Here is a 21488-nt window from a genome sequence, read left to right on the forward strand (position 1 = left end):
TGAGCCACATAAAATGAATGTTCTCCTGAAGGGCCTGCTCAATTTTACGAGAGGAATACATATTGCGCAGGTAGGCATAGATGGTCACCTTGAGCAACATCCGGGGATGGTAACTGGAAGTACCTCCTCCTTTATAACTTCGCTCCAGGTCAGCGATGTCGATTTGATCAATAATCGTATTGACGATCCTAACGGGATGATGGGCAGGGACCAGATCATCATAACTGGGAGGCAAAAGACTTAACTGCGACTGGTCATAGGTCTTAAATACTGCTTTGGCTTTCATTACATCAAAATACTAAAAACCAGAAAATAATACAACAAACAAGGCTGCCTTTTCAGACAGCCTCTTTGTTTTTAAAGGTGGTTAGAAAGACCTGTTTATTAATTTACTTCACTTTTTACAAGTCTTATAAATTCCGCTCTGTAACCTTCCTTATCCTCTCCACGACCTTTTTCGGCAAGATCTAATATGAATCCAGTATTATGATTTTTCACAAATTCTGAATCGGTTAATTTCATTCCATAAAGAGCTACAGCAGCAGCAAACTTAAAATCGGTGCTGGCTTCTTCAAAATCCTTTTCAGTATCTGCTACCGTCTTGGTAATGAGCTTGCTTTTTGCACCCTCTGGATCCTTATACCTAAATTTTACCGTAAATAACTCACCGCTATTATTTTTTAATTCGGTGTTAGTATACTTCAGTGAGTCTATTTCTTTTAAATACTCACTTTCAACTCCTACAGGAATTAGCTCATAAAGAGCTGTAACGGTGTGGCCACTTCCAAGTTCCCCGGCATCCTTTTCATCATCATTAAAATCTTCTGCATTCAATAATCGATTTTCATAACCAATTAATCGGTAGGCCTGGATTTTTGCGGGATTGAATTCTACCTGTATTTTTACATCTTTGGCAATGGTGTGAAGTGTTCCTCCAAACTCAGTTCCCAGAACTCGTCTGGATTCCTGCATGCTATCTATATAAGCGTGGTTGCCATTCCCGGCCTGGGCAAGGCTTTCCAGTTTTGAGTCCTTGTAATTTCCCATTCCAAAACCTAAAGCGGTTAGAAATACACCACTTTCCCTTTTTTCTTCAATTAATTGCTTCATTGCGCTATCACTGCTGCTGCCAATATTAAAATCACCATCTGTTGCGAGAATCACCCTGTTGTTTCCCCCTTCAATAAAGTTCTCTTTTGCAATTTTATAAGCTAATTCTATGCCCTCACCTCCGGCTGTGGAGCCCCCTGCATTTAGGTTATTAATCGCTTCCAGGATCTTTATTTTTTCACTGCCGGGTGTGGATTCTAAAACAACCCCTGCAGCGCCCGCGTAAACCACTATGGCTACCCGATCTTCTTCCCGTAACTGGTTCACCAGGATTTTAAAAGAAGATTTTAGTAAGGGTAATTTGTTAGGGGAATTCATAGAACCTGAAACATCTAATAGGAATGTAAGATTGGATGCCGGGATATCCTCAGTAGGAATGTTTTTACCCTGTACGGCTATTTTCGCGATTTTTGTTTGTTGGTTCCAGGGAGATTTTGCTACCTCTGTATGTATGGCAAAGGGATGTTCATCTTTAGGCCCGGCATAATTGTAGTTGAAATAATTTATCATTTCCTCTATTTTAACGGCGCCTTTGGGTATCTCCTGCCCATTGTTGATCATCCTCCTAATATTGCTGTAAGAAGCACGGTCTACATCTATAGAAAAGGTAGAAAGTGGTGCGGTCTTAACACTCTTGAAGATATTCTCGTTTTTTTCTTTATAAGCTTCTGTGTTAGTTCTATTGTTATAGCCATAGCCAGTCTGTAAACTTGAAGTTCCTCGAATTCTTATCGTTTCTGAAACCGCTACTACTTCTTCGTTCAAAGAAACATTGTCAGGCTCTAAAGAGGCATTAATCACCTTTTTATCTTTAACCTTAACCTCTTTGGTTTTATAACCAATAAAGCTGAAGGTAAGAAGATCTCCTTTTTTAGCTTTAATGCTGTATTTTCCGTCGAAATCGGTTTGTGTCCCGGAATTTGTGCTCTTATTAAGAATGTTAACGCCGGGAAGTGGTGTTGAATTTTCATTACTTACCGTTCCGGTTATTGTCTGTGCCGAAATCGAGTTGCAGAGAAATAGGCTTAAAATAAATAGTAAATTATACTTCATGAATTGAATTTTTTAGGTATTGTAGAAAGTTGATTTTTATTCCTGAACCTGGAAAATTATGGGTAAGGCATAATTTACATTAACAGGCTTTCCGCGTTGTTTGCCTGGTTGCATTTTTGGTAGGGCTTCAATTAGCTTTTTGGCTTCTTCTTCCAGTTTTGGATGTGGCGCTCGTGCCTGTATATTTACGATATCTCCTTCAGTATTTATTTGAAAAAGAATATTGATACGATTTACTCCTGAAAGACCTAATTCACCACCCAGATCCTTATTGAAATTCTTATTTACATAAGTGGTTATTTTTTCACTCATGCAGTTCTTTCTTGCTGTATTATCTTCTAATGCTTCACAACCCGGAAATATTGGTACATCTTCAATTAATGTAAAAGGAACAGTTTCTACTTCTTCATCGGGTTTATGATCAATTATTTCCTCCGGTTCTACAATGTCGTCAAGATTTGCTTCGGTAGACTCAATTTCGTCTTCTTTGGCTTCGGGGTCATCTTTAATGACCTCTATTTCATCTGGAATTACCGGAGCTTTTGGTGGCGGAGTGTTTGCTAACTCGGTAATGGGGATAACTTCTTCTTCAAGATCATTTAAATAGACCTGCTCTTTTGTAAATTCATCCTTGACGTAGGTTTTCCATTCTATTAATAATAAGCTGGCCAGTAAGGCTACAATAAGTCCGAATGATAAAAACAGGTTTGATTTTTTCCGAAGATCGGCTTTGGCATTTTTCTTAGGTTTCATAATAAATTGGATTAATAGTTAGTAAATAAATGATAAGAAACTTAATAGAATGGTTGGTATTTTAAATAACCATCAATTAAAATGCCAAAAAACTAAAAAATATGATTTCAGTTAATATTGAAAAACTGGATATTCAATTCTAAACTTAGAAGTACAATGCTGCTACAATTTTATAGAAAATCCTATCTTTACTAAAAATTTACTCCTATGTATCCAACTGTACAATTCATTCATTCTTATTGGGCTTATTTAGTATTAATAGTTTTATTTGTAGCCTCTATAAATGCAATTATTGGTTATGCTTCTAATAAAGAGTATGGAGCAACTAATTTTAGGATTGCACTTTTCACACTTATCACTTCACATATTCAGCTTTTAATAGGAATAGTTTTATACTTTGTTTCTCCTTATTTTTCAGTACTTCTGGAAGAAGGAATGGGTACGGTAATGCCAGATCCTACTTTGAGACTTTACATTCTGGAACATCCATTAATGATGATTATTGCGGTAACTTTAATTACCATTGGATATTCAAAACACAAGAGTAAACTTACTTCAAAGCCTAAGTTTAAAATCCTTGCTATATTTTATACCTTAGGATTGTTGGTAATGTTATCCCGTATTCCCTGGAACGCCTGGTTTTAAAACTGTATAATTAAATTATTTCTAAGGTTTTACTTTCATCCAATCATCGAGATTTAAAGGCTACGAGGTAATTTATTTATTGTCTCGGCTTGGATTTGAAGAGACTTCTTTAAGCAGGTAAATATAAACCGGAAAATGGTCACTGTAACCGCCCTGATAACCTGAATAGCCGTAACTCCTAAAAGGATAACCTTTATATTGACCTTTCTCAGTAATGAGTTGTTTTTTATTAAAGATACCTGTTTTATAAAACTGAAATGTAGAATAATTTCTCCCGGTTAAACCGCCAGAAACAAGAATCTGATCAAATAAATTCCAGCCATCCCGGTAAGCAAGGGTGCCCATTCCTTTCTTTAGCATTTTTTCCATAGGGTTATATAATTGATGTGGGTTTACTTCATTTTGAGTAGCTACAGTTTTTAATACTTCCTTGAAACTTTTATTGGTGGGATCATCGTTAAAATCGCCCATACTTATAATCTTAGCCAAAGGTTCTTTCTTAAATATGGAATCAAGAATAATTTTATGGTATAGATCCAGTAAAATCAAAGCCAGGCTTTCTGCTTATTACACGCAAATTAAAGATGCTACTGAAATTTCATTTTATTATGCCGATGGACTTTCAGGATTGGGTAGAAATAGCACTACAGCATTCGTGCAAGAGGTTTTAAGCGGAATTGATAAACAACATTTAGGTTTGGAAATGGGAGTTGAGGCCCAATTAACTTCAGCCATAAAATTAAAAGCTGCGGCGGCATTGGGACAATTTGTTTATAGCAATAATCCTGAACTCTATTTAACTTCAGACGATTTTAATGATATGGTAGATTACGGGACTTCTTATTTAAAAAATTACAGGATAGCCGGCGGCCCGCAGAGAGCCGCGCAAATTGGATTTGAATATCGTGACCCCGATTATTGGTGGTTTGGAACTACAATAAATTTTTTCTCCCAGGCTTTTCTGGATGTAAGTCCGTTAACTAGAACTGCGAATTTCCTGAATGATAGCGATGGTCTACCCATTTTGAATTACGATGAAAATGTTGCCGAGAAACTGCTAAAACAAGAACAATTTAAAGATTATATGCTTGTAAATGCCATAGGTGGCAAATCCTGTTTGGTAAAAGGAAAGTTTATCGGCTTCTTTGTGAGTCTCAATAATATTTTTGATAAGCTCTATAAAACCGGTGGCTTCGAGCAATCCCGAAATGCCAATTACCGCACTTTAAAACAAGACCGGGATAGGGAAAACCCCATTTTTGGACCTAAATACTATGGCACCGGTGCTTCCTATTTTGCTATGATTTATGTTAGATTTTAAAATTATAGTTATGAAAAATTTCAATTTAATTGTAACTGTTTTATTCGCTTTTTTAGCTACTTCTTGCGTGAAAACTGATGATTTTCAGCTGCCGGAATCCAAAAATAAAGAGATAAATATTGAAGGAAATATTACCGGAATTTCTGCAGTAAAAAGCAATTTTAATCCAGAAACCGAAGAAATCTATGTTTTTTCTGAAACCAATACGGTAATGGAAGCTTGTGTAGTTTCCAGTGATGAGGGTGGAAATTTTTATAAAGAACTGGTGTTGCAGGATAAACCTGAAAACCCAACTGCTGGCATATTACTTCTGGTAGATGATAATTCGCTTTTTGAAACCTATAATTTTGGAAGGAAAATCTATGTAAAATTAGACGGTCTCGCTTTATGGTCTAACAATGGAGTGCATCAATTAGGAGTTCAAAATAGGGGAGACGTGGTGGCAATCCCACCTTCAAGGATAGACGATCATATTATTAGAACTATGGAAACTGCGGAAATTCTTCCACTACAACTTGAAATTTCAGAATTTAATGAAAGACACGAAAATTTATTTATTAAAGTTAAAAATGTCCAGTTCAATCTAAACCTACTAAGGGAACAGCATCATTATACTTTTGCAGGGGAAATAACCGATGAGTATGATGGTGAAAGGCAGCTGGAAAGTTGCCGTACCGGTGCCAGCGCGATGTTAAGCACCAGTACTTTCTCGGGTTTTAAATCCCTTTATTTGCCTGAAAATTCCGGAAGCGTAAAGGGGATTCTAACCCGTAATTTTTACGATGATTATTTTGTGATCGCGGTAAATTCACCCGATGATTTTAATTTTGATGAAGATCGATGCGACCCCGAATTTCTTAAATGTGAGGGTGATAATATAAGGGGTGGTTCCCTCATTTTCGAAGAAAATTTCATTAATATAGCAAGTCTTTCTGCATTAGAAAATAATGGATGGACTAACATAAATGTAAACGGCGGCAAAGCATTTGAACCGGGAACATTTGACGGGAATAGGTATATTCGGGTTTCAGCATATAATACCGAAGAAACCCCTATGGAAGTCTGGCTGGTGAGTCCGCCAATAGATTTGGATGAAGTTTCAGAAGCAAATTTATCTTTTGAGATTATGTCTTCTTATGATAATGCAACCATTCTAAGCGTGCTCGTTACAGAGGAATTTACCGGGAATGTCCTAACCACGAATTGGAGGCCGGTAGATGCTGTAATTCCTATAGGCCCAACTAATCAATACGGAAAAAGATTTGTAAAAAGTGAAATAGATATTACCTGCTTAAAGGGAGATATCCATTTCGCCTTTAGATATTTAGGTGCTGCACCAGATAAAAGCACAACTTATCATATTGATAACATACGAATAAGCGGGAATTGAGTAAATTGGGAGATTATTTAAACTCGGCGCATGAAGCAAAAATTACTCTTTTTATTCTTGATAATTACATCTTTAAGCTCTGCTCAACATTCCCAGGATTTTGCCGGAAATTGGTTCTGGAAATCTCCAGACGGCCAGAATACCATGGAATTAGAACTGGAGTATGAAAGCCAGGGAAGTATTAAAGGTAATCATTGCGTGATCTTCTCACAGGGTGAAAATACCGATTGTAAAAGAAAAAATGGAAATTCGTTTACAATCAATTTGGTTAAAATCGCTGAAGGTGTTTACGACGGAACTATAGAAAGTGCCGTAAGTTATACTTCAGGAAAAATACGTTTGCAATATATAGACAGTGAAAAAGCTATTCGTTTTTATCTAAAAGAAGTGCCTCCCGGAGAATTCTATATGCCCAAGGAGGCTTTTTTAGTTAGATAATTTATTTTTGATAAGCTTCGCTGTAAGGCGACCAGATTTCATAAATAGGATCTCCTTTAGAGCTTTTGCCTTTATGATGCCATTTGCCATTTTTAACTTCATATTGAAACTCTAAACTTGCTCCTACACGGCTGGCATCTCGTGAAAAGAATTCAATATTTTCAGTATATTTTCCATTTTCTGCAGAATAAGTTCCTCCACCCGTTCCATTAAATTCTTTGGTAGCCGAATTAAAGGCGATCCATTGAAACCTTCCACCGCTTAAAATTTTTACCGTGCGCCTGTCACCTGGGGTCATCGTACTCATTTCCCCGTTTCTTTCACGGCCGGTAATTACCCAGTTTCCTGTTAAAGCATCTGATTTATCTGAAACACGTTCCCATATTTTAGTAGTATTTCCGTCAGAAATTTCCATCTTGTTTTCACCTTCCCAGGTAATATTATATTCCCGTTCAGTCCCAATGTTTTCGGCATCGTAGGTGTCAAAATCCCGGATTTCGGTAAGGGTTTCATCTTCCAGGCTAAGTTCGCCTCCCGCAGCGCCTAAAAATTCATTATTACTTAAATTTTTAGAACCCAGGGCAAAATAACCGTCCTGAACTATTTTAATCACTTCACGATCGCTCACCGTTTCACCGTTTTTTTGAATTAGTTTCCAGGCGCCATCAAGCTCCTGAGCTCCCATTATTCCGAAGAAAAAAAGTAAGGGTAATAAGATTAATTTTTTCATTGTAGTAAATTATTGGTATACCCTAATTTACTGAAAATACCAATAAAAAGCCCCGAAATTTTCGGGGCTGTATACTTTTATTTTTCTTCTCCGTATTTATCATATTCCGGATATAGGAAGTTGTTATAGGGAAAACGGGTAATATGAATTTTACGAACAGCTTCATAAACTTTTCTGCGGAAATCTTCCATATTCTCTTTATTCAAAGCAGATATGAACAGAACGTTATCTCCCATTTTATTCATCCAGGTTTGCTTCCATTCTTTCAACGTATAATGCGCTTTTGTCCTTTCGGTCATTAAATCATCATCTTCAATTTCTTCAGCTTCATATTGATCAATTTTATTAAAAACCATAATCGTTGGTTTGTCATTACTCTTAATCTCACTCATAATCTGGTTAACCGATTCTATGTGATCTTCAAAGTTAGGGTGAGAAATATCTACCACGTGAAGTAATAAATCGGCTTCTCTAACTTCATCTAAGGTAGATTTAAAAGACTCTACTAGTTGTGTAGGCAACTTCCTTATAAATCCTACCGTATCGGTTAAAAGGAAGGGTAAATTTCGAATTACCACTTTTCTTACCGTAGTATCCAAGGTTGCGAAAAGTTTATTTTCGGCAAAAACCTCACTTTTACTAATGGTATTCATTAAAGTAGATTTCCCAACATTGGTGTAACCTACCAGTGCAACCCTTACCAACTGCCCGCGGTTACCACGCTGCACCTCCATTTGTTTGTCTATGGTTTCAAGTTTTTTCTTTAATAGGGAAATTTTGTCTCTAACAATCCTACGGTCAGTTTCAATTTCTGTTTCCCCTGGCCCACGCATTCCAATACCACCACGCTGGCGTTCAAGGTGAGTCCACATTCCCGCAAGTCTCGGTAATAAATATTCATATTGGGCAAGTTCTACCTGCGTTCTCGCGTAACTGGTTTGTGCGCGTTGAGCAAAAATATCGAGGATAAGTGTAGTTCTATCTAAAACTTTACATTTCAGGATTTTCTCAATATTTTTCTGTTGAGCAGGAGAAAGTTCATCATCAAAAATAGCGGTGCCTACGTCATTTTCATCTACGAACTGTTTAAGCTCGTTCATCTTCCCTGTCCCTATAAAAGTTTTTGGATTGGGTTTATCCATATTCTGGCTAAAACGCTTTATCACTTCCCCGCCTGCGGTATAGGTAAGGAATTCTAATTCGTCCAGGTATTCTTCTAATTTATCATGCCCCTGCTCTTTGGTTACAATACCAATTAGAACAGCTTTCTCGTGGGTTAGGTCGGTTTTTTCAATCATAAATACAAAGTTACACAATAGATTGCTACTGCGATTTTTGCGGAAATTATTTCAACATATATTTAACTAAAATAGGCTCATAAACAACAAACCCGCCGGAAAAGGCAGGTTGTATTTTTAATTTTGTGGTGGTTTTGTCTTCACTTTCAACTCGTTTCAGTATTTAAATAATCAAAATAACTACGGAAACAAGTTCAGCATAAATTATGGGTTTGTTATTGGTTAAAATCCATAATTAAACCCTAAACCAAAAACTTCTCTAATTTGAAAACCTTTTACTGCATTGTCGTCGTAAATAGCCTGGAAAATAAGGTTTGTAGAAAGATAATCGTTAATCTTCATTTTCATGTTCATCGTATAATCGATATCTACGTTTTGAGGATCTTCCAAATAGTTGGAGTAGAGGTTAATTAAATTCTCCATAGTTACATTCTCAATTATATCGAATTGCGCGTAACCCGAAACCGATGCACCAAGTTCAAAACGCATGGCTTTCCCTGCATCTACACCAAAATAATCACCATCTACATAATCTGGACCTGAAGTAAAATCTTTATCTACAAAGACCATTCTTCCCGTAGCCGGTGCAAGATTTATATAGAAATTTTCACTTTTTTTCCACATCATACCGGGACCAAATTGAAGGTAAGCGGGAGATAGAAAATTGGTATATTCACTTCGGGTTGTTTGGCCGCTTTCAGGGTCTTCGCCGAATTTATAGCCCTTTGTAATTTGCGTTCTAAAATTAAGAAAAAGCGAATAATACCAGTTTGATTCCTGTACCTGCTTTCCCGCAATCGAATTAAATTCTAAGCGGTCACTTGTTTTCCTGGCAAATTCGTCACTTCGCTGTTTAGTCATCCCATAATCAAGGAGCAATTTATTATCCCAGGTAAAATCGTCTTTTAAATAATTAAAATCGTAATCAAAAAGAAGGTTTCCAGCAATATTGGAAGTTCCACCGCCCGTCCACTCTTCATTAAAGGCTGACTGATTAAAAAGAATGGCTATGTTTCCTTCTTTTGTCCATCCTTGTTTTTGTTCTTTCTCTTCTTCCTGAGCCGATAAATTAAAAATCCCGCCACAAAGGGCGAGAGCAAATAATAATTTTTTCATTTTGTTTATAATTTAGGATCCCTATCTGGATGTTTACCACTATTTTGTATTTACTTCCTGCGTTTTGCTAATTGTAGCAGTATACATCCAGAGGGTTCAACTTAATTTTTTGGTTTTTTATACAATGGTACCGACGAGCAAGCCTCACCATACATTAAACTTTTAACTACCGGTTGCAGTTTTTCTATTAAAAGTAAATAGGCATTTTTTGGAACCGGTTTGTGAGAGCAGCCTTTAACGATCACAGGTTTATCTGTAAGATTACTAACATCCATTTTATTAATAGCTTCGGTATAAAGTACGGTTTCCAAAGTTTCCAGGTCACCGGTGATTACTTTTTTTGCATATGGCTGTAAATAAGTAGCCAATAACATATATGCCCAGGCAGGGATTATTGCATCGCTGGAGCAGGTAAGGGCTATAAATTTATCCTGGTATTGACTCCAGTCGTGGTTTTTGGCCTGTTCTCTAAATTCTCCTTCCCGCAGCACGAAACCTTCCAGAAGCCAGTCTTTTACATCAAACAATACGCGTTCCCCCTCAGGATAATAATCCTCCAGGTTAAAGGTAATAAGTTTACTGTTGGCTATTCGGTTTACTATTTCTTCGGCCATAAAATGGGTTAAGTGTTAATGGTTAAAATTTAATAAACATTTAAAGTAAAAGTTTTTATTCCCCTTTGGGAGCCAAGGGACTTTTATAAAAGACCTAATTCCAGTTTTGCTTCCTCGCTAATAAGGTCCTGATTCCACGGCGGATCGAAAGTAATTTCTACTTCTGCATCTTTTACCGTATCTATAGAAGCTACCCTCTCCTTTACTTCCTGCGGCAAACTCTCTGCTACAGGGCAGTTTGGTGTGGTTAAGGTCATTAATATTTTCACTTCGTGATCGGTATTTACCATTACGTCGTAAATAAGGCCTAATTCGTAAATATCTACCGGGATTTCTGGATCATAAATAGTTTTTAAAACCTTTACGATCTTTTCTCCTAATTCCTGTGTGTCTATTTCCTGTTCCATTTTAATTAAGTTGTGTTTGGTATGCTACAGCATACATTTTAAGTTGTTTGATCATACTCACCAAACCATTGGCGCGGGTAGGAGACAAGTGCTCTTTAAGGCCAATTTCATCAATAAATTTCGTGTCGGCTTCAATAATTGCTGAAGGATGATGATTGGAAAATGCCCTAATTAAAATGGCTACAATTCCCTTGGTAATAATCGCATCACTATCGGCCGTAAAAACCAATTTCTCATCTTCAAGTTCAGCGTGAACCCACACTTTACTTTGACAACCTTTAATAAGGTTTTCGTCTATTTTATATTTTTCGTCTATAAGCGGAAGCGCTTTTCCAAGCTCTATCATATACTCATAACGCTGCATCCAGTCCTCGAACATTGCAAATTCGTCTACAATTTCTTGCTGTATTTCCTGTATCGTTTTACTCACTATCTTCTGTTTTTTGCAGGTTTAAAAGCTCCTGATTTTCTTTAGATAAAAATATTAAATCTTTATCGCTAATTCTAACATTTCTAATTTCGGGAATTACTTCATTCATAATCTCTTCATATTCCATTTGCCCTTCGCAGTACATTTTGGTTCCCAACGGCGGATTGAATTTCACGATAGAATCCTGAATTTTATAGGTGGCTACAAAATTGTTGCAACCGGTTTTTCCCGATAACCTTTTTTCTGTACCATTAAAATTTAAAATGAAACCTTCTGCAGAAATATCTTCTCCATCCATTTCTACTAAATTATAATCGCCACTTAGTGAATTCAGGTCTGCTGGATCTTCTGAAATTTTTTCTTCTGAATTTCCGCAGGAAATCATTAAAAATGCGCTGAATATAAATAAGATCTTTTTCATTTAATATATTTAGGAAAGCATTGATTTTGCTTTTATAACTGCATCAATAAACCGGTCTATTTCTTCTTTGGTATTATAAAACGAAAAAGAAGCCCGAACAGTACCTGGAATTTTATAAAAATCCATAATAGGCTGTGCGCAATGGTGGCCGGTCCTTACCGCGACCCCCATTTTATCTACGAGCGTCCCAATATCATACGGATGAAGCCCTTCAATATTAAAGGAAATAACTGCGGTCTTTTCTCTTGAAGTCCCGTAGAGTTTCATCCCTTCAATTTCCTGAAGTTTTAAAGTAGCATAATCCAACAATTCTTCCTCGTAACGGGAAATTGCTTCAAAACCAATACTATTCATATAATCTATAGCTGCGCCAAAAGCAATGCCACCACAGATATTAGGCGTACCCGCTTCAAATTTATGAGGAAGACCGGCATAAGTTGTTTTTTCAAAGCTTACCGTAGCAATCATTTCGCCACCACCCTGGTAGGGGGGGAGTTTATTCAGCCATTCTTCTTTGCCATATAAAACGCCAACACCTGTTGGGCCACACATTTTATGTGCAGAAACCACATAGAAATCCACATCTAATGCCTGTACATCTGCCTTAATATGCGGGGCAGCTTGCGCGCCATCTATTAAAACGGCTGCGCCTTTCTCGTGGGCTCTATCTATAATCTTTTTAATAGGATTTATGGTTCCCAAAGCGTTTGAAACGTGGTTTAGGAAAACCATTTTTGTTTTTTCTGAAAGCAATTCTTCAAAAGATTCGTAAATAAGTTCTCCCTGTTCGTTCATAGGAATAACTTTCAGTTTTGCACCAGTTTTTTCGCAAAGCATTTGCCAGGGCACAATATTGGAATGATGCTCTAATGCTGAAACCAGGATTTCATCGCCTTCTTTTAGAATAGATGAAAAACCACTTGCCACGAGGTTAATCCCGTGCGTAGTTCCTGATGTAAAAATGATCTCATGAGATTTTCCAGCATTAAAATGTTGCTGAATTTTTTTCCTGGCACCTTCATATTTGTCGGTTGCTTCCTGAGACAGGCTGTGCACACCGCGGTGAATGTTGGCATTGTAATTAGAATAATAATCTACAATAGCATACATTACCTGTTTCGGCGTTTGCGAAGTTGCTGCGTTGTCAAAATAAACCAGGGGGTAACCATTAACTTCCCTATTTAGGATAGGGAAGTCTTTTCTAATTTCGTCAACGTTAAATGCTATATTATTAGTAGCAATGCTCATTTTTATATTTATTTGAGGATTCTATTAAAGCTACTTTTAATAGCGATTTACAGGTTGAATCCTAATTCTACGCCCAATTTAAGGGCTATAAGTTTATTGATTCTCTTCTTAATCTCTGGAATTTTTACACTTTCCAATACATTATTAGCAAATGCATACATTAAAAGTCCGCTGGCTTCTTTTCTTGGAATACCACGAGATTGAAGATAGAATAATGCTTCTTCGTCTAACTGTCCAATAGTACAACCGTGGCTACATTTTACATCGTCTGCAAAAATTTCCAGCTGAGGTTTTGAGTTTATGGTTGCTTTATCGTTTAATAAAACATTATTGTTAGACTGGTAAGCATTTGTTTTTTGCGCTTCTTTTTCAACCACTACTTTCCCGTTGAAAACACCAACCGATTTTTCATCAAAAATACCTTTGTAATCCTGGTGCGATTCACAATTTGGTTCTATGTGATGTACCAAAGTATTATGATCTACGTGTTGTTTTCCTTCAATAATGGTAACACCTTTCATAGTAGAATCTATGCGTTCCCCTCTTTGATAAAAATTAAGGTTGTTACGCGTTAATTTTCCGCCAAGAGAAAAAGTATGTACAGAGCAAAAACTTTCAGATTTCTGTTCTATGTAGGTATTATCAATTAAAGACGCCGAAAGTTTGTCGTTCTGAATCTTATAATAATCTACTATAGCACGTTTATCAGCAAAAATTTCGGTAACCGAATTAGTAAGCACCGGTTGATCTGTTAAACTTTGGTGACGCTCAATAATCTGGCAATGGGAATTTTCGTCTACCACAATTAAATTACGAGGCTGCACTAATAAAGAAGATTCGTTTCCGGTAGAGAAATTAATGATCTGAATTGGTTTATCGGCCATCGTATTCTTGTGAATATGAATAAAAGCCCCTTCTTTGGTAAAAGCAGTATTCAACGAATTTAGTCCATTTTTTGGAGCAATTTTGTTGAAATAATTATCAATTACCGGTTTATAAAGATCTTTATTTAAAGCCGAAGACATTAAGCAAACATCAATCTTATCATGCGTAGTGCTAGATAAGTGTGATGAGTAAATACCATCTATAAACACTAAATCGTAAGTATCTATCTCGTGGATAAAATACTTTTTAATGTCTTTATATTCAAGCGTATTTTCCTGTTTTGGAAAAAGACTATAATCTTCCTTTAAAATTGATTTAAGGGAAGTATATTTATAATCTTCCTGCTTTCGGTTTGGGAAACCTATAGTTTCAAAATCCTTAATCGCCTGATTTCTTATTTTATGAAGATCATCGTTAGAACCTGTGTACTCTTCTTCAAAAGCCAGGAAAGATGATACTAATTTCTCTTTTAATTCCATGATAATGTATTTTGTCTTTCCCGCGTAAGCGGGAAACTTGACCAGTCTTCAAAAAGACTAAAATAGCTTTTCTTACTTTTTTCGAAATAAGTTATTAAACCGCTTTTTCGGCTTTAACCCATTCGTAACCTCTTTCTTCCAGCTCGAGTGCAAGTTCTTTACCGCCAGATTTCACTATTTTACCGTCTATCATTACGTGAACTACATCTGGTACAATATAGTTAAGCAAACGCTGGTAGTGAGTAATTAGCAAAACTGCGTTGTCTTTGCTTCTTAATTTGTTTACCCCGTCGGCAACAATTTTAAGGGCATCAATATCCAAACCTGAATCGGTTTCATCAAGAATAGCCAATTTTGGTTCTAACATTGCCATTTGGAAGATTTCATTTCTTTTCTTTTCTCCACCTGAAAACCCATCATTTAAAGATCTTGACAAAAATTTACGGTCAATTTCCAAACTTTCAGATTTCTCTCTAATCTTTTTCAGCATTTCATTTGCCGGCATATCTTCCAGTCCATTAGCTTTTCTATGAGCGTTAATGGCGGTTTTCATAAAATTGGTAACTGAAACTCCAGGAATTTCCACCGGATATTGAAAAGAAAGAAAGATACCTTTATGAGCTCTTTCTTCAGGATCCATTTCTGAAATCTCTGTGTTTTCAAAAATAATTTCTCCCTGGGTTTGTTCAAATTCCTCTTTTCCCGCAATTACCGAAGAAAGTGTACTTTTTCCTGAACCATTAGGTCCCATAATAGCGTGAACTTCTCCGGGATTAATATCAAGATTAATTCCTTTTAAGATTTCTTTATCTTCTATACTTGCGTGTAAATTCTTTATTTGTAGCATAAATTATCTGTATGCATCCCGAATAAATTTGGGATTGGTTTATTATTCTTCTTCCTGTTCTTCTAAAGCCTTCTCAGACTCCAGAATTTCTATAATTTCTCTTATTTCTATATTCTCATCCCAGCCTTCCTGTCTTGGGTTGGGCACAATTTTTCCTTTAACTTTTACTGGAACCATATCGAATTCTTCCTTCTGAAATGGTTGTACCTGCTCGGCGAGTACTTTAGACATCGAGTCTATAGTTACACCATAAACAAAATCGCTTCCTCTTAAAATTGCTGCATCGCCGGCATAAATAAATTCACCGGTTAGCGTTTGAATACTATCGGGAACTTTTTCTGCTTCAGGCTGGTTCATTAGATCCTGGCGGCCTTCGTCCTGACAGGAAAAAGCCGTAAAAGCAAGGCTAAGAATTAGTAAAAACTTCTTCATTTCTTCAATCTTCATTCGCCCAAATTATCCTACAGATCCTTCCAGAGAAATTTCTAATAGTTTTTGTGCTTCCACTGCAAACTCCATAGGTAGTTTGTTCAATACCTCTTTACTAAACCCGTTAACAATAAGAGCAATAGCTTTCTCGGTATCAATACCACGTTGGTTACAGTAGAAAATTTGGTCTTCTCCAATTTTACTTGTGGTGGCTTCGTGTTCTACCTGCCCGCTTTTGTTTTTAACTTCAATATATGGGAAGGTATGCGCGCCACATTTATTTCCCATTAAGAGGGAATCACATTGTGAAAAGTTACGGGCATTTTCAGCTCTGCCGTTTATTTGCACGAGTCCGCGATAAGAGTTTTGCGACTGTCCCGCTGAAATACCTTTAGAGATAATGGTACTCTTGGTATTTTTACCAAGGTGAACCATTTTTGTACCGGTATCTGCCTGCTGGTGGTTGTTGGTAACCGCGATTGAATAAAATTCACCAATAGAATTATCTCCTTTTAAAATACAGGATGGATATTTCCAGGTTACTGCAGATCCCGTTTCAACTTGCGTCCAGGAAATCTTAGCTCCTTTTTCACAAAGTCCACGTTTGGTTACGAAGTTATAAACTCCTCCTTTTCCTTCTTTACTTCCCGGGAACCAGTTCTGTACAGTACTGTACTTAATTTCGGCATCATCTAATGCTATAAGTTCTACAACCGCCGCGTGTAATTGATTTTCGTCACGGGTAGGTGCGGTACAACCTTCAAGATAACTAACATAACTTCCCGGTTCTGCAACTACAAGCGTACGCTCAAATTGCCCGGTACCAGCCTGGTTAATTCTAAAATACGTTGAAAGTTCCATTGGGCATCTAACGCCTTTTGGAATGTAGCAAAATGAACCATCACTAAATACTGCAGAATTTAATGCTGCGTAAAAGTTATCGGTTGTAGGTACTACTGAGCCTATGTATTTTTTAACAAGCTCAGGATGTTCCCTGATTGCTTCTGAAATTGAACAAAAAATAATTCCTTTTTCAGCTAGCGTCTTTTTAAATGTTGTGGTTACAGAAACAGAATCCATAACTACATCTACAGCAACACCGGCAAGTTTTTTCTGTTCGTCTACAGAAATTCCAAGCTTTTTAAAAGTATCCAACAATTCTGGATCTACTTCGTCTAAACTCTCGTATTTAGGTTTTTTATTAGGAGCCGAATAGTAAGAAATATTCTGAAAATTTGGCTTTTCGTAATGCACGTTAGCCCATTCAGGTTCTTTCATGGTTTTCCAATGGCGATATGCTTTTAGTCGCCATTCAGTCATCCATTCCGGTTCTTCTTTCTTTTTGGAGATCGCTCTAACAATATCTTCATTTAATCCCACAGGAAATGTATCCGATTCAATGTCGGTATAAAACCCGTACTCATATTCTTTCGTTTCGAGCTCTTTTTTTAAATCATCTTCAGTATATGCCATCTCTTATTTATTCAAAAATATTTAAGGTTCAAAAGTTTAAAAATTTCGAGGTTTAATCTTTATTTTTAAATTCTGTTCCTTTTAATTAATTACAGAGAAAAACTTTCTCCGCATCCACAGGTTCTTTGGGCGTTAGGATTATTAAATACAAATCCCTTGCCGTTTAATCCGCCAGAAAATTCTAAAACAGTTCCTGCCAGGTATAATACGCTGCGTTTATCTACTACTATTTTTATATCGTTGTCTTCAAAAAGTTTGTCATCTTCGGCCTTGGATTTGTCAAAATTTAACTCATAAGACAAACCAGAGCAGCCTCCGCTTTTCACACCTACCCGAACAAAGTCTTTCATATTGTCAAAACCCTCTTCACTCATAAGTGTGGCAATCTTTTTTTTAGCGCTTTCGCTTACTTTTATCATAGCTTAAAAAGATTAATTCTAAATTGGGTACAAATATACTATAAAACAAGCGGTTTACCATAGCGCTGGTATATGTTTTAAGAATACATTGATAAGTCCTGCCAATTCTAATTTTTGAAAGGTCAATTGCTTTTAAATAACTGAAAATTAAAGCATTTAGTGTTTATTTTCAATTCTTTCTGAAATAAATAAACCGTCGTTTTTTTAATCTATGCCTATCTTTATAATGGCAGTTGAATAATATTCAGTTATTTTGCAAATTAAAATAATTAGTTATGTTTCAGGATAGTCAGGATATGCGCACAAACCTTTCAGAATTAGGTGAATTTGGATTAATAGATCATCTTACCAAAGGTTTTGAACCCAAACTTTCTTCAACTGTAAAAGCCATTGGCGACGATGCTGCAGTATTAAATTTTGAAAATAAACACACCGTAGTAACTACAGATCTTTTGGTGGAAGGTGTTCATTTTGATTTGGCTTATATGCCTCTTAAACATTTGGGGTATAAGGCGGTAATGGTAAATGCTTCAGATGTTTACGCAATGAATGCTAAAGCCACCCAAATCACTGTTTCTATAGCAGCTTCAAACAGGTTTCCGGTAGAAGCGCTGGAAGAATTATATTCGGGTATTGAACTTGCTGCGAAATTATATAATATTGATGTGGTAGGTGGTGATACTACTTCTTCAACTTCAGGCTTATTAATTAGTATCACCGCACTCGGCATTGCTGACAAAGAAGATATTGTTTACCGTAGCGGTGCTAAACCAAATGATTTGCTTGTGGTGACCGGCGATCTTGGTGCGGCTTATATGGGTCTGCAAATTTTAGAGCGTGAAAAAGAGGTTTTTAAAGCCAATCCGAACGCCCAACCAGATCTGGATCCTTATACTTATTTAATTGAAAGACAATTGAAGCCGGAAGCAAGAAAAGATATTGCGCCTTTATTGAAGGAACTTGGTGTAAAACCAACTTCTATGATAGATATTAGCGACGGACTCTCCTCTGAAATCATCCATTTATGTAAAAATTCTCAGGTTGGTGCAAATTTATATGAAGAGAAAATTCCGCTAGACCCGGCAGTGATTTCGGTTTGTGAGGAGTTTGATATAGATAGTACTACTATTGCTTTAAGTGGTGGCGAAGATTACGAATTACTTTTCACTATTTCCCAGGAAGATTATGATAAAATAAAAGCAAATCCTAACTTAACCGTAATAGGCCATATGGCAGAGGAAAAAGAAGGAATGCATTTAATAACGCGTGCAAACCAGAAGTTGCCACTAATTGCAAGAGGCTGGAATTCTATGGAAGATAAAAATGAAAAATCTGAGAAAAAGGAATAAATTTCCGGGAATTTAATTCCGAAATAAATGCTTAAGAAGCGTGAGCGTAATGCTTACGCTTTCTTTTTTGGTGTATTTTGGAAATATAATCGTTGGTTTCTTTGAATTTTGGGGTTAAGCGAGCCAAAAAACCATTTGCGGTATCGGTCATTTCCATGCCGCATTTCTCGCATTTGTATTCGTGAACGTGATCTGTAACATTTTTAGACACGCGTAATTTATGCCCGAAAATGCTGCAAAGAACTCTTCCGAATGAAAATCTAGTAGGGTGTTTTTCTTTCATAAAAGCTTGATTTTCTTATTTCTTAAAGTCTAAAGTATAAAAAAAAGTTAAACTTTCGACAAAAAGTTAAAATTTATCGACAAATTGCAAAACTTTAAAGAGTTCATTTTTATCTTCCAAAAAGGCTAAATGACCACCCGGAAGACTTTCAAACTCACTTCCACAACGTTTAGCTATGACTTTTATTGTGTTAAAATCCATAACAGGATCATTTTTTCCTGCAATCACAATTTTTTGTCCTTTAAAATTTGCAAAAAGCCCGGTGTGATCTGTACGAATTTTCATTCCTTTAATTGCAGCGTAGATTCCTTCAGTAGAAAACTTAAGAGCGCGATTTTTTAATTCTTCAATTTGAGGTTTGAATAATTTATTATTTGCTGGCATCAATAAATTTGAGATAGCCATACTTACAAAAGCGCTTTTGTTTTTTAGAACCAAAGCAGCCGCGCGGTCGCGATTTGCTTTTCGTTCTTCAGAATCTGCCTGCGGAGTAGAATTTACCAACACCAGACTGTTGCACATTGTAGGAAAAATATTTTGAAATTCCAAACTCACATAGCCACCCATAGAATGACCTGCAAAAGAAGCCTGTTGAATATCAAGCTCGTCCAAAACCGCTTTTACTGCTTTTGCCATTTCAGCCATCGTGTGCACTTCTACAATATTCCCAGATTCACCGTGCCCGGGGAGGTCTATGCAAATAACCTTTCGCTTTGCTGATAGTTCTACCACAAAATCCTGCCATATTTCTTTAGACTCTAAAAAGCCATGCAAGAGAACTAGAGGATTTCCTGTTCCCTGTGAGGTAAAAGAAATAGGTGTGTTTTTATAGGTTGTTTTCATTAGTGCTTAAAATAGAAAAAGCCACGAATTCACAAAATAATTCTTGCATTCGTGGCTTTGGTTTTAAATCGTCATCCTGAACTGGTTTCAGGATCTTTCATTATTCTGGTAGATCTCATATTTGAATCTGAAACAAGTTCAGATACGTAAAAAGTAATTGACCTATTCTATTAAGAATTCATAATATCCTCAATCTCCTCAATTTCAATTGGGATATTGCGCATTAAGTTGAAAGGCTCGCCTTCTGGCTGAATTACCACATCATCTTCCAAACGAATTCCGAAACCTTCATCGGGTAAATAAATTCCCGGTTCTACGGTGAAAACCTGGTTGGGCTTCATGGGTTCGGTTAAAATCCCGTAATCGTGGGTGTCTAATCCAATATTATGCGCGGTCCCGTGCATAAAATATTTTTTATAAGCAGGCCATTTTGGGTCTTCATTTTGAACATCGGCTTTATCCAATAAGCCATGATCTAGTAATTCTGATGTCATTAATTTACCGACTTCTTTATGGTATTCTGCCCATATTGTTCCGGGAACCAACCATTTTGTAGCTTCTTTTTTAACCTTATTTACAGTGTTGTAAATCTGTTTCTGTCTATCAGAAAACTTTCCTGAAACCGGAATAGTTCTGGTCATATCACTGGAATAATTGGCATATTCTGCCCCGGTGTCTAAAAGGATTAAATCTCCTTCTTTACATTGTTGGTTATTCTCGGTATAATGCAGTACGTTGGCGTTATTTCCACTGGCAATAATTGGAGTGTAAGCGAATCCGCGGCTACGGTTTCTAATCATTTCATGCCAGTATTCGGCTTCAATTTCGTGTTCCCACACTCCGGGTTTTGTGAATTTTAATGCCCTGCGGAAAGCTTTTTCGGTAATATCGCAAGCTTTTTGCATTAGATCCAGCTCAATAGGGTCTTTTACTGAACGTAGACGCTGCAAAATAGGATTACTTTTCGCTACCTGGTGTGCAGGATATTTTTCTTTACACCATTTTATAAATCTTTCGTCACGAGTTTCGGTTTGTACATTCGCACGATAATGCTCGTTGGTATTGAAATATACTGTCTCGCATTGGGACATTACTTCAAAGAAAATCTTCTCAAAATCCTGAAGCCAGTAAACCGTTTCTATACGGCTAACTTCTAAAGCTTTTTCCTTATCTAATTTTGCGCCTTCCCAAACTGCGATATGCGGATTAGTTTCCGTAAGAAATAAAATCTCACGATGCTCCGGTTTTGGGGCATCCGGGAAAAGCACCAAAATTGCTTCCTCCTGGTCTACACCGCTTAAATAAAATAAATCCCTGTTTTGCTGAAAAGGCATGGTGCTATCGGCACCAATCGGGTAAATATCGTTAGCATTAAAAACCGCAAGGCTGTTAGGCTTCATTCCAGCCGTAAAGCTTTTTCGGTTTTTTATAAATAATTTACTGTCTATTTGATCGTATTTCATTTGTTTATATTTTAAACCTCGCAGGTTTCCAAAACCTGTGAGGT

General features: G+C 36.7%; 25 protein-coding genes. 5 read left to right on the forward strand and 20 right to left on the reverse strand.

Annotation, left to right across the window (positions count from 1 at the left end):
• The 3 genes from BM084_RS14060 to BM084_RS14070 form a co-directional block, all read right to left on the reverse strand.
• Nucleotides 1-286, reverse strand: a 286-nt coding sequence (locus BM084_RS14060; protein WP_234996396.1) for a transposase, incomplete at its 3' end; no start/stop codon positions are given.
• A 98-nt stretch (nucleotides 287-384) separates the two neighbouring features.
• Nucleotides 385-2163, reverse strand: coding sequence for a vWA domain-containing protein (locus BM084_RS14065; protein ID WP_075325198.1), 1779 nt, complete (start codon nucleotides 2161-2163; stop codon nucleotides 385-387).
• Nucleotides 2164-2199: 36 nt separating this feature from the next.
• Complete coding sequence (locus BM084_RS14070) at nucleotides 2200-2916, reverse strand: energy transducer TonB (RefSeq protein ID WP_075325197.1); 717 nt, start codon at nucleotides 2914-2916, stop codon at nucleotides 2200-2202.
• Between the two features lie 207 nt (nucleotides 2917-3123).
• On the opposite strand from BM084_RS14070, the gene BM084_RS14075 reads away from it, so the two are divergent.
• Nucleotides 3124-3561, forward strand: a complete 438-nt coding sequence (locus tag BM084_RS14075; RefSeq protein ID WP_075325196.1) for a hypothetical protein — start codon at nucleotides 3124-3126, stop codon at nucleotides 3559-3561.
• Between the two features lie 72 nt (nucleotides 3562-3633).
• On the opposite strand, the gene BM084_RS14080 is transcribed toward BM084_RS14075, so the two are convergent.
• Nucleotides 3634-4050 (reverse strand): endonuclease/exonuclease/phosphatase family protein, encoded by a 417-nt coding sequence (locus BM084_RS14080; RefSeq protein ID WP_143083668.1) that lies wholly within the window; start codon nucleotides 4048-4050, stop codon nucleotides 3634-3636.
• A gap of 16 nt (nucleotides 4051-4066) precedes the next feature.
• On the opposite strand from BM084_RS14080, the gene BM084_RS14085 reads away from it, so the two are divergent.
• From BM084_RS14085 to BM084_RS14095, 3 genes are read left to right on the forward strand one after another with little or no spacing between them, the layout of a single operon-like run.
• Complete coding sequence (locus BM084_RS14085) at nucleotides 4067-4882, forward strand: TonB-dependent receptor (RefSeq protein ID WP_177195716.1); 816 nt, start codon at nucleotides 4067-4069, stop codon at nucleotides 4880-4882.
• Between the two features lie 10 nt (nucleotides 4883-4892).
• Nucleotides 4893-6272 carry a DUF5689 domain-containing protein gene (locus BM084_RS14090; protein ID WP_093305656.1) on the forward strand — a complete coding sequence of 460 codons (1380 nt, stop codon included), beginning with the start codon at nucleotides 4893-4895 and terminating at the stop codon, nucleotides 6270-6272.
• Nucleotides 6273-6302: 30 nt separating this feature from the next.
• On the forward strand, nucleotides 6303-6710 hold the full coding sequence (locus BM084_RS14095; RefSeq protein WP_075325193.1) for a hypothetical protein: 408 nt from the start codon (nucleotides 6303-6305) through the stop codon (nucleotides 6708-6710).
• A gap of 1 nt (nucleotide 6711) precedes the next feature.
• On the opposite strand, the gene BM084_RS14100 is transcribed toward BM084_RS14095, so the two are convergent.
• The 13 genes from BM084_RS14100 to BM084_RS14160 all read right to left on the reverse strand — a co-directional run bounded on the left by BM084_RS14100 (nucleotide 6712) and on the right by BM084_RS14160 (nucleotide 17506).
• Complete coding sequence (locus BM084_RS14100) at nucleotides 6712-7440, reverse strand: hypothetical protein (RefSeq protein ID WP_075325192.1); 729 nt, start codon at nucleotides 7438-7440, stop codon at nucleotides 6712-6714.
• Between the two features lie 77 nt (nucleotides 7441-7517).
• Entirely contained in the window at nucleotides 7518-8738 is a 1221-nt protein-coding gene (gene hflX / locus BM084_RS14105; RefSeq protein ID WP_075325191.1) for a GTPase HflX, read from the reverse strand.
• A gap of 222 nt (nucleotides 8739-8960) precedes the next feature.
• Nucleotides 8961-9854: a DUF3078 domain-containing protein gene (locus tag BM084_RS14110; RefSeq protein ID WP_075325190.1), complete on the reverse strand. Its 894-nt coding sequence runs from the start codon at nucleotides 9852-9854 to the stop codon at nucleotides 8961-8963.
• Nucleotides 9855-9955: 101 nt separating this feature from the next.
• Nucleotides 9956-10468, reverse strand: a complete 513-nt coding sequence (locus tag BM084_RS14115; RefSeq protein ID WP_075325189.1) for a DUF2480 family protein — start codon at nucleotides 10466-10468, stop codon at nucleotides 9956-9958.
• 83 nt (nucleotides 10469-10551) lie between these two features.
• Nucleotides 10552-10875 (reverse strand): iron-sulfur cluster assembly protein, encoded by a 324-nt coding sequence (locus BM084_RS14120; protein WP_075325188.1) that lies wholly within the window; start codon nucleotides 10873-10875, stop codon nucleotides 10552-10554.
• 1 nt (nucleotide 10876) lies between these two features.
• On the reverse strand, nucleotides 10877-11254 hold the full coding sequence (locus BM084_RS14125) for a SufE family protein (protein ID WP_075327872.1): 378 nt from the start codon (nucleotides 11252-11254) through the stop codon (nucleotides 10877-10879).
• A 43-nt stretch (nucleotides 11255-11297) separates the two neighbouring features.
• A complete protein-coding gene (locus BM084_RS14130) occupies nucleotides 11298-11726 on the reverse strand; it encodes an META domain-containing protein (protein WP_083634125.1) in 429 nt (142 codons plus the stop codon).
• Between the two features lie 9 nt (nucleotides 11727-11735).
• Nucleotides 11736-12974: an aminotransferase class V-fold PLP-dependent enzyme gene (locus BM084_RS14135; RefSeq protein WP_075325186.1), complete on the reverse strand. Its 1239-nt coding sequence runs from the start codon at nucleotides 12972-12974 to the stop codon at nucleotides 11736-11738.
• A 47-nt stretch (nucleotides 12975-13021) separates the two neighbouring features.
• Nucleotides 13022-14338, reverse strand: coding sequence for a Fe-S cluster assembly protein SufD (gene sufD / locus BM084_RS14140; RefSeq protein ID WP_075325185.1), 1317 nt, complete (start codon nucleotides 14336-14338; stop codon nucleotides 13022-13024).
• Nucleotides 14339-14432: 94 nt separating this feature from the next.
• Complete coding sequence (gene sufC / locus BM084_RS14145; protein WP_075325184.1) at nucleotides 14433-15185, reverse strand: Fe-S cluster assembly ATPase SufC; 753 nt, start codon at nucleotides 15183-15185, stop codon at nucleotides 14433-14435.
• Nucleotides 15186-15227: 42 nt separating this feature from the next.
• A complete protein-coding gene (locus tag BM084_RS14150; protein WP_083634124.1) occupies nucleotides 15228-15632 on the reverse strand; it encodes a hypothetical protein in 405 nt (134 codons plus the stop codon).
• Between the two features lie 9 nt (nucleotides 15633-15641).
• Nucleotides 15642-17087: a Fe-S cluster assembly protein SufB gene (gene sufB / locus BM084_RS14155; protein ID WP_075325183.1), complete on the reverse strand. Its 1446-nt coding sequence runs from the start codon at nucleotides 17085-17087 to the stop codon at nucleotides 15642-15644.
• A gap of 89 nt (nucleotides 17088-17176) precedes the next feature.
• Nucleotides 17177-17506, reverse strand: a complete 330-nt coding sequence (locus BM084_RS14160) for a HesB/IscA family protein (RefSeq protein WP_075325182.1) — start codon at nucleotides 17504-17506, stop codon at nucleotides 17177-17179.
• 275 nt (nucleotides 17507-17781) lie between these two features.
• Between BM084_RS14160 and thiL the strand changes: the two genes are divergently transcribed.
• Nucleotides 17782-18855, forward strand: a complete 1074-nt coding sequence (gene thiL / locus BM084_RS14165) for a thiamine-phosphate kinase (protein WP_075325181.1) — start codon at nucleotides 17782-17784, stop codon at nucleotides 18853-18855.
• A 31-nt stretch (nucleotides 18856-18886) separates the two neighbouring features.
• Here thiL and BM084_RS14170 read toward each other — a convergent pair whose 3' ends face one another.
• From BM084_RS14170 to BM084_RS14180, 3 genes are all read right to left on the reverse strand, one after another.
• A complete protein-coding gene (locus BM084_RS14170) occupies nucleotides 18887-19138 on the reverse strand; it encodes a hypothetical protein (protein WP_075325180.1) in 252 nt (83 codons plus the stop codon).
• Nucleotides 19139-19204: 66 nt separating this feature from the next.
• Nucleotides 19205-19981 (reverse strand): alpha/beta fold hydrolase, encoded by a 777-nt coding sequence (locus BM084_RS14175; protein ID WP_093305628.1) that lies wholly within the window; start codon nucleotides 19979-19981, stop codon nucleotides 19205-19207.
• A gap of 170 nt (nucleotides 19982-20151) precedes the next feature.
• Nucleotides 20152-21444 carry an aminopeptidase P family protein gene (locus BM084_RS14180; protein ID WP_093305659.1) on the reverse strand — a complete coding sequence of 431 codons (1293 nt, stop codon included), beginning with the start codon at nucleotides 21442-21444 and terminating at the stop codon, nucleotides 20152-20154.
• Between the last annotated feature and the right edge of the window lie 44 nt (nucleotides 21445-21488).

The sequence above is a fragment of the Salegentibacter agarivorans genome (genome assembly GCF_900113135.1).
Lineage (GTDB): Bacteria > Bacteroidota > Bacteroidia > Flavobacteriales > Flavobacteriaceae > Salegentibacter > Salegentibacter agarivorans.

Excerpts from the sequence above, each read along its gene's own strand:
- BM084_RS14065 (WP_075325198.1), bottom strand. The coding sequence starts at position 2,163 with ATGAAGTATAATTTACTATTTATTTTAAGCCTATTTCTCTGCAACTCG.
- BM084_RS14070 (WP_075325197.1), bottom strand. The coding sequence starts at position 2,916 with ATGAAACCTAAGAAAAATGCCAAAGCCGATCTTCGGAAAAAATCAAAC.
- BM084_RS14075 (WP_075325196.1), top strand. The coding sequence starts at position 3,124 with ATGTATCCAACTGTACAATTCATTCATTCTTATTGGGCTTATTTAGTA.
- BM084_RS14085 (WP_177195716.1), top strand. The coding sequence starts at position 4,067 with ATGGAATCAAGAATAATTTTATGGTATAGATCCAGTAAAATCAAAGCC.
- BM084_RS14090 (WP_093305656.1), top strand. The coding sequence starts at position 4,893 with ATGAAAAATTTCAATTTAATTGTAACTGTTTTATTCGCTTTTTTAGCT.
- BM084_RS14095 (WP_075325193.1), top strand. The coding sequence starts at position 6,303 with ATGAAGCAAAAATTACTCTTTTTATTCTTGATAATTACATCTTTAAGC.
- BM084_RS14100 (WP_075325192.1), bottom strand. The coding sequence starts at position 7,440 with ATGAAAAAATTAATCTTATTACCCTTACTTTTTTTCTTCGGAATAATG.
- hflX (WP_075325191.1), bottom strand. The coding sequence starts at position 8,738 with ATGATTGAAAAAACCGACCTAACCCACGAGAAAGCTGTTCTAATTGGT.
- BM084_RS14110 (WP_075325190.1), bottom strand. The coding sequence starts at position 9,854 with ATGAAAAAATTATTATTTGCTCTCGCCCTTTGTGGCGGGATTTTTAAT.
- BM084_RS14115 (WP_075325189.1), bottom strand. The coding sequence starts at position 10,468 with ATGGCCGAAGAAATAGTAAACCGAATAGCCAACAGTAAACTTATTACC.
- BM084_RS14120 (WP_075325188.1), bottom strand. The coding sequence starts at position 10,875 with ATGGAACAGGAAATAGACACACAGGAATTAGGAGAAAAGATCGTAAAG.
- BM084_RS14125 (WP_075327872.1), bottom strand. The coding sequence starts at position 11,254 with ATGTTCGAGGACTGGATGCAGCGTTATGAGTATATGATAGAGCTTGGA.
- BM084_RS14130 (WP_083634125.1), bottom strand. The coding sequence starts at position 11,726 with ATGAAAAAGATCTTATTTATATTCAGCGCATTTTTAATGATTTCCTGC.
- BM084_RS14135 (WP_075325186.1), bottom strand. The coding sequence starts at position 12,974 with ATGAGCATTGCTACTAATAATATAGCATTTAACGTTGACGAAATTAGA.
- sufD (WP_075325185.1), bottom strand. The coding sequence starts at position 14,338 with ATGGAATTAAAAGAGAAATTAGTATCATCTTTCCTGGCTTTTGAAGAA.
- sufC (WP_075325184.1), bottom strand. The coding sequence starts at position 15,185 with ATGCTACAAATAAAGAATTTACACGCAAGTATAGAAGATAAAGAAATC.
- BM084_RS14150 (WP_083634124.1), bottom strand. The coding sequence starts at position 15,632 with ATGAAGATTGAAGAAATGAAGAAGTTTTTACTAATTCTTAGCCTTGCT.
- sufB (WP_075325183.1), bottom strand. The coding sequence starts at position 17,087 with ATGGCATATACTGAAGATGATTTAAAAAAAGAGCTCGAAACGAAAGAA.
- BM084_RS14160 (WP_075325182.1), bottom strand. The coding sequence starts at position 17,506 with ATGATAAAAGTAAGCGAAAGCGCTAAAAAAAAGATTGCCACACTTATG.
- thiL (WP_075325181.1), top strand. The coding sequence starts at position 17,782 with ATGTTTCAGGATAGTCAGGATATGCGCACAAACCTTTCAGAATTAGGT.
- BM084_RS14170 (WP_075325180.1), bottom strand. The coding sequence starts at position 19,138 with ATGAAAGAAAAACACCCTACTAGATTTTCATTCGGAAGAGTTCTTTGC.
- BM084_RS14175 (WP_093305628.1), bottom strand. The coding sequence starts at position 19,981 with ATGAAAACAACCTATAAAAACACACCTATTTCTTTTACCTCACAGGGA.
- BM084_RS14180 (WP_093305659.1), bottom strand. The coding sequence starts at position 21,444 with ATGAAATACGATCAAATAGACAGTAAATTATTTATAAAAAACCGAAAA.